This is a genomic window from Paenibacillus qinlingensis (assembly GCF_013204845.1).
Taxonomy (GTDB): domain Bacteria; phylum Bacillota; class Bacilli; order Paenibacillales; family NBRC-103111; genus Paenibacillus_E; species Paenibacillus_E qinlingensis.
On sequence record NZ_JABMKY010000003.1, the window covers coordinates 210,691 to 229,681 of the forward strand.

General features: G+C 44.2%; 17 protein-coding genes. All 17 read left to right on the forward strand.

Annotated elements, in window-relative coordinates; all coding sequences use genetic code 11:
- Positions 1-21 precede the first annotated feature (21 nt).
- The gene (locus HQN88_RS07600; protein ID WP_246320112.1) at positions 22-2,310 is read left to right on the forward strand and encodes a chondroitinase-B domain-containing protein; all 2,289 of its coding nucleotides are present in this window, start codon (positions 22-24) and stop codon (positions 2,308-2,310) included.
- A 239-nt stretch (positions 2,311-2,549) separates the two neighbouring features.
- Positions 2,550-3,764 carry a formaldehyde dehydrogenase, glutathione-independent gene (fdhA, locus tag HQN88_RS07605; RefSeq protein WP_173109728.1) on the forward strand — a complete coding sequence of 405 codons (1,215 nt, stop codon included), beginning with the start codon at positions 2,550-2,552 and terminating at the stop codon, positions 3,762-3,764.
- A 155-nt stretch (positions 3,765-3,919) separates the two neighbouring features.
- The gene (locus tag HQN88_RS07610) at positions 3,920-5,839 is read left to right on the forward strand and encodes a MerR family transcriptional regulator (RefSeq protein WP_173109730.1); all 1,920 of its coding nucleotides are present in this window, start codon (positions 3,920-3,922) and stop codon (positions 5,837-5,839) included.
- Between the two features lie 140 nt (positions 5,840-5,979).
- Positions 5,980-6,336 carry a cupin domain-containing protein gene (locus HQN88_RS07615; RefSeq protein ID WP_173109732.1) on the forward strand — a complete coding sequence of 119 codons (357 nt, stop codon included), beginning with the start codon at positions 5,980-5,982 and terminating at the stop codon, positions 6,334-6,336.
- A gap of 31 nt (positions 6,337-6,367) precedes the next feature.
- The gene (locus HQN88_RS07620) at positions 6,368-7,618 is read left to right on the forward strand and encodes a Tm-1-like ATP-binding domain-containing protein (RefSeq protein ID WP_173109734.1); all 1,251 of its coding nucleotides are present in this window, start codon (positions 6,368-6,370) and stop codon (positions 7,616-7,618) included.
- Positions 7,615-8,451, forward strand: coding sequence for a phosphoenolpyruvate hydrolase family protein (locus HQN88_RS07625; RefSeq protein ID WP_173109737.1), 837 nt, complete (start codon positions 7,615-7,617; stop codon positions 8,449-8,451). The genes HQN88_RS07620 and HQN88_RS07625 overlap by 4 nt, the downstream gene beginning before the upstream one ends.
- 23 nt (positions 8,452-8,474) lie before the next feature.
- Entirely contained in the window at positions 8,475-9,341 is an 867-nt protein-coding gene (locus HQN88_RS07630; protein ID WP_246320113.1) for a TIM barrel protein, read from the forward strand.
- Positions 9,342-10,373: a Gfo/Idh/MocA family protein gene (locus HQN88_RS07635; protein WP_173109739.1), complete on the forward strand. Its 1,032-nt coding sequence runs from the start codon at positions 9,342-9,344 to the stop codon at positions 10,371-10,373.
- Positions 10,374-10,453: 80 nt separating this feature from the next.
- Positions 10,454-11,092, forward strand: a complete 639-nt coding sequence (locus HQN88_RS07640) for a GntR family transcriptional regulator (protein WP_173109741.1) — start codon at positions 10,454-10,456, stop codon at positions 11,090-11,092.
- A gap of 36 nt (positions 11,093-11,128) precedes the next feature.
- The gene (locus HQN88_RS07645; RefSeq protein ID WP_173109743.1) at positions 11,129-12,184 is read left to right on the forward strand and encodes a Gfo/Idh/MocA family protein; all 1,056 of its coding nucleotides are present in this window, start codon (positions 11,129-11,131) and stop codon (positions 12,182-12,184) included.
- Between the two features lie 612 nt (positions 12,185-12,796).
- Positions 12,797-13,516 carry a phytanoyl-CoA dioxygenase family protein gene (locus HQN88_RS07650; protein WP_173109745.1) on the forward strand — a complete coding sequence of 240 codons (720 nt, stop codon included), beginning with the start codon at positions 12,797-12,799 and terminating at the stop codon, positions 13,514-13,516.
- 129 nt (positions 13,517-13,645) lie between these two features.
- Positions 13,646-14,467 (forward strand): AraC family transcriptional regulator, encoded by an 822-nt coding sequence (locus HQN88_RS07655; protein WP_173109747.1) that lies wholly within the window; start codon positions 13,646-13,648, stop codon positions 14,465-14,467.
- Between the two features lie 125 nt (positions 14,468-14,592).
- Positions 14,593-15,306 carry an MOSC domain-containing protein gene (locus tag HQN88_RS07660; RefSeq protein ID WP_173109750.1) on the forward strand — a complete coding sequence of 238 codons (714 nt, stop codon included), beginning with the start codon at positions 14,593-14,595 and terminating at the stop codon, positions 15,304-15,306.
- Positions 15,307-15,359: 53 nt separating this feature from the next.
- Positions 15,360-16,115 (forward strand): IclR family transcriptional regulator, encoded by a 756-nt coding sequence (locus HQN88_RS07665; RefSeq protein ID WP_173109752.1) that lies wholly within the window; start codon positions 15,360-15,362, stop codon positions 16,113-16,115.
- A 157-nt stretch (positions 16,116-16,272) separates the two neighbouring features.
- Positions 16,273-17,046 carry an SDR family NAD(P)-dependent oxidoreductase gene (locus tag HQN88_RS07670; protein WP_173109754.1) on the forward strand — a complete coding sequence of 258 codons (774 nt, stop codon included), beginning with the start codon at positions 16,273-16,275 and terminating at the stop codon, positions 17,044-17,046.
- A 46-nt stretch (positions 17,047-17,092) separates the two neighbouring features.
- A complete protein-coding gene (locus HQN88_RS07675; protein WP_246320114.1) occupies positions 17,093-18,001 on the forward strand; it encodes a fumarylacetoacetate hydrolase family protein in 909 nt (302 codons plus the stop codon).
- A 102-nt stretch (positions 18,002-18,103) separates the two neighbouring features.
- Positions 18,104-18,991, forward strand: coding sequence for a helix-turn-helix transcriptional regulator (locus HQN88_RS07680; RefSeq protein WP_173109758.1), 888 nt, complete (start codon positions 18,104-18,106; stop codon positions 18,989-18,991).

An 18,991-nucleotide genomic window follows, 5' to 3' on the forward strand; every position in this document is an offset into this window, starting at 1 on the left:
AAATCAAGGGAGGATGTATTTATGGGGAATGGTAAAAAAGTTGGTATTGTTATGCTATTAATTAGTTTGCTTCTGACCATGATTCCTTTCGCTGGTTATGCGGCAGACGCGAAATTCACGGTCGCGGCTTCTGGTGTGACAGCAAGTAGCGATGATGGGAACGTGCCTGCCAATACGGTGGATGGAAGTTTAACAACTCGTTGGTCAGCAAGCGGAGACGGGCAGTGGATCAAATATGATCTAGGCGCGGTGAAAAAAGTATCTTTCATTAAAATAGCTTTTATTAGTGGGGATACAAGAACCTCAAATTTTGATATTCAAACATCGACAGACAACGTTACGTTTACGACGGTTCAGTCCAATGTGACAAGCAGTTTGAATACAAGTCTGCAAACCTTTGATTTTCCTGATGTAGATCCAGCTCGTTATGTGCGAATTGTCGGACATGGCAATTCTGCGAACTTATGGAATAGTTACACCGAGGTAGAAATTTACGGCGACAATTCTGCAAGCGCTTCCGTAAATACAAAATTCACCATAGCTGGTGCTTCCGTAACGGCAAGCGCGGATGATGGCAACGTGCCTGCTAACACAGTGGATGGCAACTTAACCACTCGTTGGTCAGCTAGCGGCAACGGTCAATGGATCAAGTACGATTTAGGCACAAGCGTCAGGGTTGGCTATATTAAAATGGCATTTGTAAGCGGGGATACGAGAACGTCCACTTTCGATATTCAAACGTCAACAGATAATGTGAATTTCACGACGGTTCAGGCCAATGTGACGAGCAGTTTAAATACAAGCCTACAAACGTTCGACTTTACGGATGTAGCGTCAGCACGTTATGTGCGAATTGTTGGCCATGGTAACTCTGCCAACTTATGGAACAGTTATACCGAGGTCGAAATTTATGGAGATGCACCAGTAGTACCGGGTGTTTCTGTTTCCACATCCGCACAGTTAGCAACAGCCTTAAGTAATGCTAGTGCGGGTACGACAATCGTACTAGCCAATGGAACTTACTCGCAAACAGGACCTTTTGTCTTAAGCAACAAAAATGGTACAGCGAGCAACCCCATCACGATCAAAGCAGCTAATTCAGGCCAGGCAATCATTTCTGGCGGTGCTTCACTTCAAATTCAGAATTCGTCTAATGTCGTTATCGAGGGATTGAAGTTCACAAACTTAGGAAATACAGCACTGCTTTTAGATGGTTCTAACAACATTCGTGTGACTCGAAATCGATTTGCCCTACAAGCAACTGGAGGAACGCTCATCTGGCTGCAAGTTAGTGGCGTCAATAGTCATCATAATCGCATCGATCATAATGATTTTGGTCCGAAGAGCGACACGGATCCGCTTATTGCCTATCAAGGTGATGGAAACGGAAACATCTCTCAGTATGACGTTATTGAATATAATTATTTTCATGATGTGGGACCATGGGTCGCAAATGGCAAAGAAACAATCCGTCTTGGCTTGTCTGGAATTTCCTTGTCCAATGGATATAATACGATCCAATATAATTTATTTGAGAACTGTGACGGCGAACCAGAAATCGTTTCAGTAAAAAGCAGTAACAACACGGTTCGTTATAATACTTTCAAGACTTCCAAAGGTGGACTTACTTCCAGACATGGGCATAACAACTCTTTTTACGGCAATTATTTCCTTGGTGATGGTGTAGAATCAGAACAAGCGGGCATTCGTATTTATGGGAATGATCATAAGATTTACAACAACTACATGGAAAATCTAACAGCCAATGCGATCATTCTGGATAATGCTGATTATGATGGTGGTACAAGTGGCTATCCTTCCAACCCATCCGCGGATGACTTGAAAGAACAATGGAAAATCTACCGTGCACAAGTCGTCAACAATACGATTGTGAACAGCACCACGGGCATCATAGTTGGTTCTGGTAAACCCTTAGCTCCTCAGGACAGCAGAGTAGCTAATAATATCGTGAAAAATTCCACAGGAACACTATATTATGAAGTTGGCACTACCAACACAGTATTCGAGGGGAATATAGGTAACGGCAGCACTGTAAGCAACAATGGTTCGAGGACTACAGCACAAATATGGGCAACCAATCCATTGCTCACGACGGTAAACGGATTGCAAAAGTTGTCATCCACAAGTCCGGCGATCAATGCTGCAGTAGGAAGTTATACGTATGTGACAGAGGATATGGATGGAGAAACACGTTCCTCTAATGACGTTGGAGCGGATGAGCGCTCTTCAAGCACATCTTTTGGGAAACATCCAATGGCCGTTTCTGAGGTTGGACCTAATGCACCATAAGTAAGATATATATAGTTCGAATAGCGCGAGTTTATCAATCAAGAGCGTTACAGCTTAGCTGTGCGCTCTTGGTTTATTTTGCAATCGTTATCATTTTAATGGTTATAAGGCAGGATAATAGCCGAGAAAGGAGAATAGTATTCTTGTGTTTGCGTTACTTCCGAGCTTTTACGATCTTAGACACTGTGTATGAATGGGACTAACTCAACATAATTACTGTGTGAGGGGACGAAGACGATATGGCAGGAAATAAAGCGGTTGTGTATAGCAAACCAGGAACTGTTGAAATTCGTGACACCGATTATCCAGAATTAGTATTAAAAGATGGACCTGGCGTTAATCCACTGAATGTAGGTAGAAAATGCGAGCATGGTGTTATTCTCAAAGTGGTAACGACTAATATTTGCGGTAGTGATCAACATATGGTTCGAGGTCGGACAACTGCACCTTCAGGGCTTATTCTGGGTCATGAAATTACAGGGGAAGTCATTGAAGTAGGTCGTGATGTCGAGTTTATTAAAAAGGGAGACCTCGTTTCCGTGCCCTTCAATATTGCCTGTGGTCGATGCCGCAGCTGTAGAGAACGGAATACGAATGTTTGCTTGAATGTCAATCCAGATCGGCCAGGTTCTGCCTATGGCTATGTCGATATGGGGGGATGGGTTGGCGGTCAATCCGAATATGTGATGGTGCCATATGCCGATTTTCAGCTGCTAAAATTCCCTGATAAAGAGAAAGCCATGGAGAAGATTCTCGATTTGACGATGCTTTCAGATATTTTCCCAACAGGTTATCATGGCGCCGTTAGCGCAGGTGTTCGTCCAGGCTCTACCGTATATGTAGCTGGGGCAGGTCCCGTTGGTCTTGCTGCTGCCCATTCTGCACAGTTGCTAGGAGCAGCGGTTGTAATAGTTGGGGATCTAAATGCAGAGCGCTTAGCACAAGCGAAAAGCTTTGGCTGCGAAACCGTTAATCTGCGTGAGAATTCGGATCTTGCGGGCCAAATTGACCAAATTCTAGGCTCCCCTGAAGTGGATTCAGCGATTGATTGTGTGGGGTTTGAAGCGCATGGTCATGGCAAAGCGCACGGTGAAGCACCAGCAACTGTGCTCAATTCCATCATGGAAGTTACTCGTGCTGGAGGCAGCTTGGGAATTCCGGGGCTTTATGTCACGGGAGACCCTGGTGCTGTGGATGAAGATTCCAAGATCGGTACGTTGAAAATTCGTTTTGGTTTGGGCTGGGCGAAATCACATACATTCGTCACGGGACAAACACCGGTTATGAAATATAACCGAGATCTGATGATGGCGATTCTTAGTGGCAAGGCTCAGATTGCCAAAGCGGTCAACGCGACACTCATTTCTTTGGCCGAAGCACCTCAAGCCTATCAGGAATTCGATCGTGGTGTTTCTCGGAAATTCGTCATTGATCCGCACGGACTTGTGAAATAATTTCATTTTATTCATTTGAGGCTGTCCTATGGGACAGCCTCTTTGTGCTGCTAACTTTTTCACCCATTCATTGTCATTTGTATAGCTTCATGAATAACATGTTACAGATGCCTAAGCCTACGGGATATAACAAGAAAGGATATGATCGTTAACATATGAAAAGAACATATAAGGTTAATGAGATCGCACGTTCCCTAAGAAAAACCCAAGGGACTGTCGTGGAATGGTCCAAACAATGGGCTGAATTTCTTCCAACCACCGCTGTTGCAGGAAGCTTAAGATATACAGAAGAAGCACTAGAGGTCTTTCGCGTGATTTCAAAAATGAAAGATGCCAATAAATCAGTGAAGATGATTCACGAACATTTACAAGAAATGTCCCAGAAAGCAATTCGTATACCTAGTGTTGAGGAGAACCTTGTCACTCCAACACCTCCGATTGTACCAGATTTGAACTTGCCACTTGTTGAAATCAAGTCTAGCCAGCTAGTAAGTAATGACATCTTGGAATTACGTAACCTGGTACAGTTTTTAACGCAAAAAATAGAAGTAAATAAAACCCCAAGGCGTATGAACGAACAAGTAGATGATAGTCAAATGGTGGGTATATCTTCTATTTCAAGCGGTAGACAAGTAGCACCAACTAAAAATTACGTCAACATTCTATTCGATGAAATTACGAATGAAGTCGCAGAACTTCGCAATATTGTCCTTTCATTTATGGAAAAGATGATCGAAGTTACGAAGGACGCTAATCAGAATGAACATTTTACAAAAATTGCTGAATCACTACATCTTCAATTTAATGGCATATCCGAAGAAGTTGCAGAGCTGCGTAATATCATTAAGATTTTTACTTACAAGGTAGCAGAGGTCATTGAGCAAGATGACAGCAACGAAGTGGCGGCTAACGTTGACGTACTCAACATACAAGTTAAGAATGTTTCAGAGCAGGTTAATGAACTGCAACATGTGCTCTATACCGTTCAGCCTAAACTAATAGAAACGTTTGAGCACGATCTCAAAGGTGAAATGCTTGCAGGGACAAAGAAGATGCAGGAGCAGCAACATGAAAGCTTAACGAAGTTAGAAGATGAACTTCAAGAGCTTAATACCCTTCAGCTCAAGATGACAGAAGCTCTAGAGCAAAGTCTCAGAGGAGAAATAATTGCATCATCCAATGAGTTACAGAAGCAATTTCATGAAAGCGTCTCGTCATTGGAACAAGAACTCCATGAGTTTTATACGGTTCAGCCAAAGCTGAGAGAATTGCTGGAGCAAAATCTCAGAGGTGAGATGCAGGCAACGACAAATGAGTTACAGAAGGAGCTTCATGAAAGTGTCTTGACGTTGGAACAAGAGCTTCAAGAGCTCCAAGAGCTCAGTATTGCTCAGCCTAAAAGGACAGAAGCACTGGAGCAAAGTCTCAGGAGTGAAATACTTGCAACGGTAAGTGAATTACAGAAGCAACAACAAGAAGGTGTCTCGGTATTGGAGCAAGAACTCCAAGAGCTCCAGGAGCGTAATATTGTTCAGTCCAAGTTGACAGAAGCTCTGGAGCAGAATCTCAAGGGCGACTTGCAGGCTACGACAGTAGAAATAAAGAAACAACTTCAAGAAAGTGTCTCTAAGTTGGAATATGAGCTCCAAGAACTCCAAACGATTCAGCCGAATTTGACAGAAGCTCTAGAACACAGTCTCAGGGCTGACATGCAAGCAGCGACCAGTGAGTTAAAGAATCAACTTCATGAGACTATCTCGAAGATGGAGCAAGAACTCCTTACCATTCAACCCAAGATCACAGCAGTTCTAGAGCAAAATCTCAGGAATGAAATGCATGCAGTGACCTATGAACTGCGAAAGCAACATAAGGAAAGTATCACAGAATTAGAACAAGAAATGCGCGATAATTACGCTATCAATACTCAGAAATTAAATGAGTTAATCGATGAAGCAATTAACAATCAAGTTCTTTCCAATGAAGAATTATTAAACAATCGATTTGACACGATATCGATACAGTTGTCTTCCCAACAACGTTTGCTTGATAAACTTGCCAAATTTCTGGGTATTTAGTGAAGGCCTATAAAACGCCACATCAACTGTGTGGCGTTTTTTTACGTGCAGATCTAACTAAAAATAATTGTTGATATTATACAATATACAATATACAATTTAATCAAGAACAGAAACCTAACGAAAAGAGGAATCACATCATGGCGACTATTACGAGTTTGAAAGATGAGAAGTATGTATTACCGATGGATTGGGGCAAAATTCAATGGCTCTGCGGCCAGGAAATTGATCCCGATTGTGAGATGACATTTGGCATGGTATACATTGATGCCGGAACTTCAAATCCGCGTCATATTCATCCGAATTGTGAAGAGTTCATTTTCGTCCTATCTGGCGAATGTGATCATTCGCTTGGCGATGAATCTTATCATTTGGAACCAGGCATGATGCTTCGCATTCCAAGAAATGTCCCGCATAATGCGACTGTTACGGGTTGGGAGCCTTGCAGGATGATTATTGTTTACTCCGCTCCTGATCGCAAAACGATTGGCGAATAGCTTGAAGTAGCCATCCCAAGGAGGGATTCTCATGATAAGCTTAAGGGGAACTGTCGTTATCGTTGGCGCCTTGGATACCAAGGGAGTCGAGTTTCGTTTTGTACAAGAAATACTACAAAAACAAGGATTGGGCACCCTGCTCATTGATGTTGGTGTCTTGGAAGATTCGGGCATGCTGGTGGATATTACGAGCAGCGATGTCGCCGTCGCGGCAGGAACAACGATTGAACAGCTGCGCTTCTGGAATGATCGTGGAAGAGCGGTTACCGCGATGTCAGAAGGTATTTTTCACATTGTGAATCGTCTTGTGCAAGAGGGAAAAGTGGATGGTATCTTCGGTATGGGTGGGACTGCTGGTACTACAGTAGTCGCTTCCGCCATGAAAGCCGTACCGATCGGAACGCCAAAGTTGATTGTCTCCACGGTCGCTTCAGGTAACACACGACCTTATGTCGGAGTAAAAGATGTCACCATGATGTATTCCGTTGTTGATATAGCTGGTTTGAATCGACTGTCACGCACCATTCTAAGCAACGCTGCTTATGCACTGGGTGGGATGGTGCTCGGAGCTGCATCCGAAGCATTAGCTCTTGATGAGCATGAACAACCAAAAACCACGATTGGGATGACGATGTTCGGTGTCACAACCCCATGTGTAACGAAGGTTAGGGAGATTGTAGAAGCGCGAGGATACGATGTGCTCGTTTTCCATGCTACAGGTGCTGGAGGACTTGCTATGGAAGCCTTGATTGATGCCGGATTTATTCAAGGCATTGTAGATATAACAACGACGGAACTTGCCGATGAGTTGGTTGGTGGTATTTTCAGCGCAGGACCTGAGCGACTCGAAGCGGGAGCAAGAGCGGGAATACCGCAGGTTGTTTCTGTAGGCGCATTGGATATGGTGAATTTTGGCTCGCCAGATACGGTGCCAGCCCAATTTCAAGACCGTCTCTTCTATCAGCATAATGCGACGACGACGCTTATGCGCACGACAACATTAGAGAATTCAGAGCTAGGCCGAGTATTGGCAGGTAAACTGAATGGAGCCAAAGGGCCTGTCGTGCTCATTTTCCCATTAGGCGGAGTATCTTTGTTAGACCGGAAAGGTCAACCGTTCGAAGGAAATGAACAACGAGCAGCCCTGCTAACTAGTATTAAACAAAATCTAAGAACCGATATCCCTCTTATCGAGGTAGAACAGGATATTAATGATGAAGCCGTGGCAGAAGCGATAGCCGAACATTTTCTTCGAATTATAGGGAGTGAAATGAAAAGATGACAATCAGCAGAAGTGAGATAAGGACACGTTTATTACAGCAAATAGCAGAAGGTAAGGCCATTATTGGTGCAGGTGCAGGGACAGGCTTATCAGCCAAAAGCGCCGAAGATGGCGGTGTTGATCTTATTATTATTTATAATTCGGGTAAGTATCGGATGGCGGGAAGAGGGTCATTGGCGGGTTTAATGCCGTATGGGGATGCGAACCAGATTGTCGTTGAGATGGGTCGTGAAGTGCTGACAATTGTGAAGGATACACCGGTGCTTGCTGGGGTGTGCGGTACGGATCCTTTTCGCTCCATGGAATTATTCTTAGAAGATTTAAAGCGCCAAGGATTTGCGGGTGTTCAAAATTTCCCGACTGTGGGATTAATTGATGGTGTTTTCCGTCAAAATCTGGAGGAAACAGGCATGGGCTATGCCCTTGAAGTTGAAATGATCCGCATGGCTCATGAGTTAGATCTCTTCACGTCCCCTTATGTGTTTAGTGAAGAGGATGCGATCGCGATGGCCAAAGCAGGAGCCGACCTGCTCGTCGCACATGTGGGACTTACAACCAAAGGCATGATTGGTGCGCAAACCGCAATGTCGCTCGATGAGTCGGTTGATTTGGTGCAACGTATTCACGATGCAGGAAAGTCCATTAATCCAGACATAATCGTCATTTGTCACGGCGGTCGAATTTCAGAACCTGAAGATGCTGCGTATGTGCTTAGTCGTACAAGAGGCGTATACGGTTTCTTCGGAGCATCAAGTGTGGAACGACTGCCGACGGAAGTAGCGATTTCGAATCAAGTGAGGCAGTTCAAGGAACTGAGCATTCATCAACACTAGACAACAGCAGGGAGGTCATCCCCATGGTTCAAGTAACAATGTTGAATAATATGGTTGATGCAGATTTCATCACAGCGCTGGATAAGCATGTAAGGTGGGGAATTCCTGTACTTGATCTTAAGCAAGGAATCTTCGGCAAGTCACTTATTGATTTGACGCTTGAAGAGGCGGAAGAAGCAGCAGCAGCTATCGAAGAGAGAGATTTGTCCGTGTACTGCTTCTCAACGGAGTTGTTCCATGGTGAAGTGGAGCAGGGGGCAGCTTTTTTTCGAACCCACTATCTGGATAAAATAGATCATCTTCTTGACCTGGCCCAGATTCTAAAGCCAACCGTCATCCGACTTCTCTCGGCCAAAACGAATCGCAGAAATGACATTGCTGATAGTACGCTGTATATCCTTAATGGACATGCGTGGCTCATTCCGATGTACCAAGAAGCAATTGATCGCATCGCGGCAGCAGGCTTTGAGGTGACGATTGAAAACGAATGCAGTGCTAATGTATTCGCAACACCAAAGGAAATCATTGATTTCTTCCACGTAATCGATCGCGTAGATCGCGTGTATTTCACCTATGATGTGCAGAATTTATGGCAAATGGGTACGTATCCCACGCTGTCTGTTTATCGGGAGTTGGCGCCAGTTATTGGCTTTTACCATGTCAAAGGTGGGCAAAAGGATGAAGATAGCGACAAGCTTATTTGGAAATCCAGCTTAGAGGATGCGTCCTGGCCAGTTGCCGAAATGACCTTGCAGGTTATTGCAGATGGAAGAAGTCCCGTGATTTGCATCAATCCTTCACATGGGACGACGAAACCTGGCTATAACTACGACGATGTGTATCAACGTGATCTTGCTTTTATGACCAACCTCATTCATGGCGGTGAATAAATGACGTATCAAAGAGAGTTTGAACAGGTATTGAAAGTTGCTGTCGTAGGCGTAGGGAATCATAGTTATCGAAATATATTGCCTACACTGCATCATTTACCGATTCAATTAGTTGCCGTCTGTGATCTGGATGCAGACTTAGGTCGTCGTACTGCCGCTCAGTTCGGCTGTCGATCTTACACAAGTACGGCGGACATGTACGAAAAAGAGCAGCTGGATGCCGTATTTCTCTGTGTGTCTCCCAAAGCGCATCCGAAGCTTGCCATTGAAGCCTTTCAAGCAGGACTGCATGTTTGGATGGAGAAGCCAGTAGCGATGAGAGCTTACGAGGTGGAAGAAATGATCCTCCATCGCAAGGATCATATTGCCACGGTTGGCTTTAAGAAAGCCTTCATGCCTTCGACAGACAAAGCGATTGAAATTGTGCAGTCAGCGGAATACGGCCCACTGCATTCGATGCTTGCAGTGTATCCGATGAGTATGCCTGACAAGGGTCAAGAAGTCCTTGATACAAGAAGTGCCACGAATTGGCTGGCAAATGGCGTGCATCCTTTATCGCTGATGATGGCCGTAGGCGGCAAGGTTGAAGCGGTTACCGTTCGTCGCAACGCCATGGGGCGAGGCGTGTGCATGTTGGATTTTGCAAGTGGTGCCATGGGGAACTTCCATCTTGCCTCTGGTCCGCAGCCGCTGGAGTCGTATCGCTTTTTCGGGGATTCCTGGCATTTGGAAATCGAGAACTCGTTGCGCGTTAAGTTCGAGAGGGGCATACCGCACACCTATGATCGCACCCACAATTATGTACCATCGGGCATGGACTCAGGTGCCATTGTTTGGGAACCGCAGAACTGCTTAGCTACGTTAGAGAACAAGGCTATTTTTACACAAGGCCTGTATGGGGAAATGAGCTATTTCTGTGACAGTGCGCTTCTTGGGCAGCAAAGAGAGAGAGGTTCGCTGGAGTTTGCTTTAGATCTTATGAAGGTTTATGAAGGTGCATTGGTATCCGAGGGCAAAACGATTATAATATGAGTGGTTGTATTATGAGAAAGCTCACTCGGAAAAGGTCGTGAAACAACGTTATGTTATCCAATAAATTAGCGAAACAACCCATGAAACAAGAGGTATATAATCATCTGCTTCAAGCCATTATTCAAGGCGAACTTGAACCAGGCAAACAGCTAGATGAAAAGGAAATTTCGGAGAGTTTAGGTGTAAGTCGGACACCACTGCGAGAAGCGATTAATCGCCTAGCACAAGAAGGTATTGTGATGGAGATTCCGTATCGGGGTAATTTCGTTAGAAAGTTTAGTACGAAGGAAGTTACTGATCTGTACGCGGTGCGTCAAACACTTGAGGTTATGGCGATTCGACTAGCAGTCGCTCACATGACTACAGAAGAGGCGGATGCGATTGCAGACCTTGTTCACCTGACAGCGAAAGCCGAGGAAGAAGGCGATTTGGCATCCTATGCGAAGTATGATACGGATTTCCATAATCTTATCGCAGTATTTTCCGGTAACCAAATGCTTAACCAGATGTTGAATTCCATGAGTACACAAATTAAAATCATTCGCCATATGGCTAACAGCAGTGAGAAGGTCGTCAAGAAAGCACAGTTCGATAGAGAGCTTATTCTCAAGGCGATTATGAATCGTGATCCAGAGGCGGCAGGGCAATTTATGCAAGAACATATCCAACATGTTATGGAAGAAGTCATTCATCATTTGGAGGACACAACCGAATCATAATACTTCTTTTCATATGAGAATAGGAGATTTTCTACTGTGGCAAATAAACCTTCATTTATATTGTTGGGAACGGGTGGTTTTGGGTCTTATTGGTGTCAAAAGTTTTTGCCTGATCTCGTTGGTCCGGATGGGATCGCAGAGCTTGTCGCCATTGTCGATGTCAATCCAGCAGCGCATCAGAATGCGATTGAGCATTTGAACCTAGCTCCTTCGAAGTGTTACACGGATATTCACAAGGCGCTGCAAGAAAATCCATGCGATTTTGTGGCTATCGTGCTGCCTGCACATTTGCATGAGTACGCCGTGGACATTGCGCTTGAGTATGATAAACACATCCTGATGGAGAAGCCGATTTCAGATTCCATGGAAGGCAGCTCCCGTATCTATCAGAAGGTTAAGCAAGCCGGCAAGAAAATGGCGATAACAAGCTCGCATCGTTTTGATCAAGATAAAACGACGTTGAAAGAACTTATTCAGTCCAAACAATACGGTGATCCGCATTATTTGGTTGGTCGCTTCACTTGCAACAATCGCGCAGCGGTTTCGAATCCAAGGGAATATGCGCATCATCATTTTTTGATATCATCTGCGGTGCATCATTTTGACATCATTCGTTCTCTGTCAGGAGCGAATGCGAAGACCGTATATACCCAGTCATGGAATCCCGCTTGGGCACCATTCAAGGAACATAGTACAGCCCTCATCAATATTGAAATGGAAAATGGTGTACGCGCTTTCTTCGAAGGCTCGAAGTCCAACGCAACACAGTTAAACGGGTGGAAGAACGATTATTTCCGTGCGGAGTGCGAGCTGGCCACATTGGAGCTGGATCATCGTAAAATTACAGTAAGAAGCGACCTCGGGTTCCCGCATCCGAAATATGCGGAAATTCCGCTGCTCGAGCAGAAATATTGGACACACCAGTGGCTTATCGAGCAGTTTGTACATTGGTTACAGGGCGGAGAAGCGCCGCCTAACAATCTCGAGGACAATTTCCAATGTACAGCATTGCAATACGCGGCCATTGAGAGCGGATTGACGAATCAAGTTATCGATGTTCAGGCGTTTAAGCAATCATATTTGAAGGATTAAAGGTGATTAAGCGTTCGCTCTTTGGAGCGAACGCTTTTTATATATCATAGAGGAACTACACATTTGATTGGATCAATTGGAACTAAGTGACACTATGTGTAATTAGGGTGAAATATGTTTTAGGTTTAGGAGCATCTTTTTGCTTCACTGAAAACAGATGAAAGAACTCTGAATGGTGGCATAGTCAAATAGAAGTATAATAAATCGCATGTAATCCTGTTGAATAAATGGATTTTATGCAGTTAAGTTTGGGGATTTTCTGGTCAAAAGCTGATTAGATGGATAACCTACAGTTAATTTTAACCATTCCGCCCAATATGAACAAAAAAGGTGAATTTAAATTCATATTTTACATTTAAATTGAGTTTGCGAGGGAATATCTCATAAATAGCTGTACATTTTCCAGTTATTACAAGAGTGGTCATCGATCTGAGTACACGGGACTTGGGATGCGAGATACGTCCACCAATCTAGTTGTTTTTTTGTATATAAAGCAGGATTTCCAACACACCTGAAGATAGTCTCACTATACCTGTGAATAAGGTGAGAATGGTTTCCTCCTATGATTTATGATGAGCATGTAGAACAAATTCAGCCATAGGAGTGAAGATCATGTTGAAAATTTCGGAGTCAGGTGCAGCGCAGTATCAAGAGAAAGGGTATTATTTGTATAAACAACAGCTTTTTTCCGAAGATAAGTTGAATCGTATTGAATCCATTTTCGATGATCATTTACGTGAAAAAGGAAGCAAGCTATCCGATGAGCTGGATAGACCGCATATTCGCGATCCACGCTTACTAGAGTTCCTGCTTAGCGACGAAGTGCTGGATGTTGTCGAACCGATTATCGGACCGAACATTGCTTTGTGGTCAAGCCACTTTATTTGTAAGGACCCGTACGTAGGTCGGGCAACCCCATGGCACGAGGATTCTGCTTACTGGAAGGGTCGGGCAAGCTCTTTCGAAAATATCGTGACAGTATGGTTAGCGATTGATCGCAGTAATAAGGAGAATGGTTGCATGCGAGTCATTCCGGGTACACATGCGGGCGGCTTCTCGGATTACGAGAAAATCGATGCGTCAACCAATACATTTGATACACAAATCAAAGGCGTAGATGAATCCGCAGCGGTTTACTTTGAATTAGAGCGCGGCGAGTGCTCACTGCATGATTCCCGCATTATTCACGGTGCGACCGCTAATGAGAGCCCGTTCCGTCGCTGTGGTTATACGATGCGCTATTTCTCTGCAGATACGAAAGTATTGGATAAAAGAGAGATTTGGCTTGCCCGCGGAAAAGATCTCGCTGGCAACGTCTATCAGAATGTGTAAGAGTTCTCTACTTATAGCATTCTGGGTAATGGAGCCTCTTTATCACGAACAAAAGTTTGAATCGAATCCGGCTGCAAGTTATGATGAGATGGAATCCTGAATACAGAGTTTGGAGGAGTAAACGCCGAGATGATGGAACCGACACGACTTATTATTCATGATTTTGTCTTGAGTTTACCTTCTTTTCATATGGCCATCCATGAGCTGAAGGAAAGTGTGCCGATGCATTGGCACGACTTCTACGAATTGAGCTATGTGATCTCAGGCACCGGCACACACAATTTGAATGGTACCGTTCAACCCCTTGCGAAAGGGGTTTTCATGCTGCTCACCCCAGCAGATTTCCATGAAGTGATGCCAGATGAGGGGAATCTGCTACGTAAATTTAATGTGATTTTCAAAGAGGATATGCTTGAGCCTGAGTTGGCTTCTCTGTTATTTCAAGATTTGAGTCATAAAATGGTGGCTCTCGATGAAATGGATTGTGCAGCCATTGAAGCCGATTTCAACAGGTTGTGGATGGAATATAGCTCCAATCAGGAAGGGCGCAGAGTTGGTGTTCGAAGTACACTTAACCGATTATTACTCGATCTTTTTCGCAAAAGTGAAGTGCAGATGACGAAAGAGGGCTCGCCAGCTATAACGAATGAGACGATACGGCGAGCATTGATTTTTATCCAGCATCATTTTCGTGAAAAGCTCACACTGCAAGAGGTTGCCGCGAGGGTGAATCTTTCGCCGAACTATTTCAGCGAGCAATTCCGCAAAGAAACCGGCATCACGTTTCAAAGTTACATCTTGGAATTACGATTGGATTATGCAAGATCTTTGTTGAGTGCTTCAACCCTATCAATTACGGAAATCTGTTTCACTTCAGGTTTTCACACACTAAGCCATTTTGAACGTGCGTTTAAGCGGAAGTTCGGTCAAACACCAAGAGAAGTAAGATGAAATCCTCGAAATAAGTGATAGCTGCGCTCAAGGTGTGCGTGCGATGGGCATCTCCTAGCTCTGTGGTGTACGACATGGTAAAATGGTTGCGTGCGTGGAATATAAGGTTCAAGGAGGAACTTCCTGTGCAAGTGACCATTGGTAAAATAAGTGAAATCAATAGGTATCCTATAAAGTCATTCGCAGGTGAGCGTTTGACATCTTGCCAGATTGAAGCCTATGGCATGCTAGGCGATCGGTTTGGTGCCTTTTATGATGAATCCAAATCGGGCTGGTGGCGATATGTAACGGCACGAAATATACCTAACATGTTGACCTATCAAGCAACTTATCTTGATGGAGATATCCGTATTACAGCAGGAGATGGGCGAGTATTCGGCTGGAATGACGTACTATTGCAAGAAATACAAACTCAAACGAAGACTCCCCTTACCATGTCGCGCTTAAAGGAACCGCATCCAGAGCATCCACAACTGCTTTCTGTTGATGGTGCCAGCATTCTTCTTGTCACAGATGCCAGCCTAAGAAAACTCGAGAGTATGCACGGTAAGGATTTGGATCAACGTCGGTTTCGAGGCAATTTCGTAGTTACGTTAGATGACGATGCCTGCTCCGAAGGAGAATGGATAGGTCGACAGATTGCTATAGGCGAAGTACAATTGCAGGTAGACAGCTTTTGTACGCGCTGTATGATGATTACGATAGATCCAGATACGCTGGATAAAGATCCTTCGGTACTCAAACAAGTAAACGAAGGCTTTGATCTACAGTTTGGTGTCTATGCTTCTGTCGTTCAAATAGGTCAAATTCGACTCGGCGATACGGTCAAATTACTGTAATGCAGCTTTAGTTGAAACGGTTATAGACTGTCAAGTTTAAGTGAGGTATACGCATGGAAAGAAAATATTGGGTCCCCGCACTGGAACGAGCACAAGATGTTCTCCAATTAATAGCGGATAAGCCTTCTAGGCTAAAGTTAATGGACTTGAGCGTTGCAACGGGGATTAATAAGAGCACGATGTTTTCGCTTTTACATACGATGGAGACGTTGAATTGGGTCATCAGAGAAAAAGGGGATACCTATGTGCTCGGCTCCTTTTTCGGTGTCATTGGCAACGCCTATTTCGCTGGCATGTCGCTAGTGAAATTATTCGAGGAGAAAGCTGCTCGTTCCGTGGAGCGACTCGGCGAAACCTTTCAGTTGGCTAGATTGGAGAAAGGCGAGCTTGTGTATTTGGCTAAAAAAGAGGCACCAGCGCAAGTTCGTCTCATCTCTGAGCCTGGCATGAGGTTGCTGGCGTACGCAACAGCGATGGGTAAAGTATTGCTGTCTGCTTTGGAAGATTCACAGGTGCTCGCTTTGTTCGAAGAAGGCAGCTATCAAGCTTTTACGCCACATACTGTTCAAAGTGGAGAAGAACTGCTGAAACAGCTTCGAACGGTAAGACAACAAGGCTATGCAGTGGATCAAGAAGAAATCGTACTCGGCTTTTGCTGCTTGGCCATGCCAATTGTTGATCGTAACGGGAAGTGGATCGCAGCTGTTAGTTGTTCAATGCCCGTACATCAATGGGCGCATAAACGAGATCTGGCGAAGGAAGAGATACAGATTCTCACACAAGCGTTATCGGCCACAGTACCACTGTAACCACCAAGACGAAGTTCCAGGTAAACCAGTTAACACCCGCGGTCGTTGGGTTGGATCTGGTTTATTTTGCGTTGACGCGAAAGATATTGGATGCTAGACTTAGTGTATGTAAATTTATAAACTAAGTTTATTATAATAAACTACGAGGTGAAACCAAATGAGATTACAACATAAAGTAATCCTGATTACAGGTGCTGGATCTGGTATCGGGCGAAGCACAGCATTGCTTTTTGGCCAAGAAGGTGCACAAGTGATCGTCAACGATTTGGATGCGGTCAAAGGTGAGGAAACGGCCTCAGAGATTCGAGATAATGGTGGAGAAGCGCTTTTCTTGCAAGCGGACGTAACGGATGCTGATTCCGTGAAAACGATGGTAGACCGAGCAATCGAAACATATGGACGAATTGATGTGCTTTTTAATAATGCGGGAATTAGTGGTGTTGGTGCCCTGCATGAATTAGAGCCAGAGCAATGGGATCGAGTTATTCGTGTGAATATTCGCGGTGTTTTTCTTCCATCCAAATATGTCATTCCTCATATGATGGAACAGCGCAGCGGATCCATTATCAATATGTCCTCCTGCATTGCAGAAATTGGGTTGGCTAGACGCGCATCTTACGCAGCTACCAAGGGAGCTGTATTGTCATTGACCAAATCTATGCAAGTCGATTATGCGCCTTATCAAATTCGGGTGAATGCCCTGCTGCCTGGCACGATTTTAACACCTTTTGTTGAGAATTATTTGAAAACCTCTTATGATGATCCTGAGGCTGCCATTGCTGCTCTGAAAAGTAGACAACTCAGCAATGAACTCGGAACGCCAGAGGATGTAGCGAAAGCTGCCTTATTCCTAGCATCAGATGAATCCAAATTCATGATGGGCTCTCCCTTGTATATTGATGGTGGCGTTGTGTTCGGTAAGAATGCGTAAATAAAGAATCGAATTTCCAATTATTCGAAAAGAGAGGATGTTAACTTTGAAACTAGTCACAATAGATCATTCCGGTAGTAGTCATCTTGGTGTGAAGTTGGACAACAACGTATTTAATATAACAGAGGCATTGAAAGCGTTCCCTGAGGAAGGAATTCCAACGGATATCATGTCAGTCATTGCGAACTCTGAAGCTGTGATTCCTCAGCTTGAACGTTATATTGCAAGAGTCCTTGAAGGGGCAACAGCGGGAACTCCATATCTTTTGGATGAATCTCAAGTAAATTATGGTCCATGCGTCACCAATCCAGGTAAAATCATCTGCGTAGGCTTGAACTATCGCAAGCATGCCGAAGAAACGAATGCACCAATTCCTCAGTATCCTATTTTGTTCAACAAGTTTAATAATACGATTGCTTCGAACGGCGATGATATTCCGCTTCCTAATCGTGTCACGAGTCAGGTTGATTATGAAGCTGAGCTGGTTATCGTCATCGGCAAACAGGCGAAATATGTGTCCAAGGAACAGGCGTTAAGCCATGTTTTTGGCTATTGCAATGTGAATGATTTATCAGCGCGTGATTTGCAAATGCGTACCCAACAATGGTTGCTGGGGAAATCCTGTGATAAATTCAGTCCGCTTGGTCCGTATTTGGTAACGGCTGATGAAGTTGGGGATCCGAATCAGTTGACGATTACTTGTACGGTGAATGGCGAGACGAGACAGAATTCGCATACATCGGATATGATTTTCCACTGCGATGAAATCGTTAGCTATATTTCCCAACACATGACGTTGTCGCCTGGTGATATTATTTTGACAGGAACGCCTGAGGGTGTTGTGCTCGGTAAGCCGGTAGATCAACGCGTTTATTTAAAGCATGGCGACGTGGTTACGATTGCGATTGAGAAATTAGGTGCGTTAACGAATCGCATGGTGGATGAGCACGTATAGCTGATTTCGTTAATCGCTTGTATAATAAAAGAATACCGCTTAGTGAGAGCAAGAGACAGCCTGCGGGTTGTCTTTTTTCTGTCCAACGAAAGGAAAGACTGTATGAATCAGATCCGTTTGCACACGGGGTACTTTCCATGGATTCGAGATATGGGGAAGACGTTGACCCAAGAAGGCTGGATTCATCCGGACCGAAATTCGGATTTTAATGTATTTATTTTTGTTATTAAGGGTCAAATGCAGGTGGTAGAAGAAGGCAAAGAGTATTTTTTGCAGGAGGGTACGGGCTTTTTTCTCAAAAGTGGTTTGCATCATTGGGGAGGTGCAGGCACACTGCCTGATACTTCAACGATATGGATTCATTTCTATGATCGGCAGGAGGAACAGACACCTACGAAGGAAGTTCATATAGGGAGTTTGCCATCGTTACAAGCTTCTCAATCCTATCAATTATTCACACCAAGTGATTATCAGCATGAGCTGGTGCTGCCCAAAATATTTCATCTAGCCCAACCCTCTCCCTTTATTAGTAAACTAAAAGAGCTGTACGAGTTGTACAGCTCCGCCCCTTTATTTAGTCACTTGTCTTTGAGTATGAAAACCATGGAGATTTTTCTGGATGTGTACCGTCAATCCCTAGAACGACCCAAGTTATCTAGCAAATCGGATGCTGTTGTCCAGAAGCTGGCAATCTATCTGGAAGAGCATTGGGAGAGTAAGCTGGATCCTGATCGAATCGTTTCGGAATTTCAGCTCAATTATCGGTATATGAGCACGTTGTTCACGAGCAAAATGGGAATATCTTTGTTTCATTATCATGAACGTCTGCGCATTCACAAATCAGCCGAGCTTCTGCGCAATACGCTATTAAATATTTCAGAGGTCAGCCATCAGCTCCAGTTTACGAACCCGTATTATTTCTCGCGTGTTTTTCGAAAAGTGATGGGCGAGTCACCTTCCGATTATATTCGCAATATTTATCGGTCATAA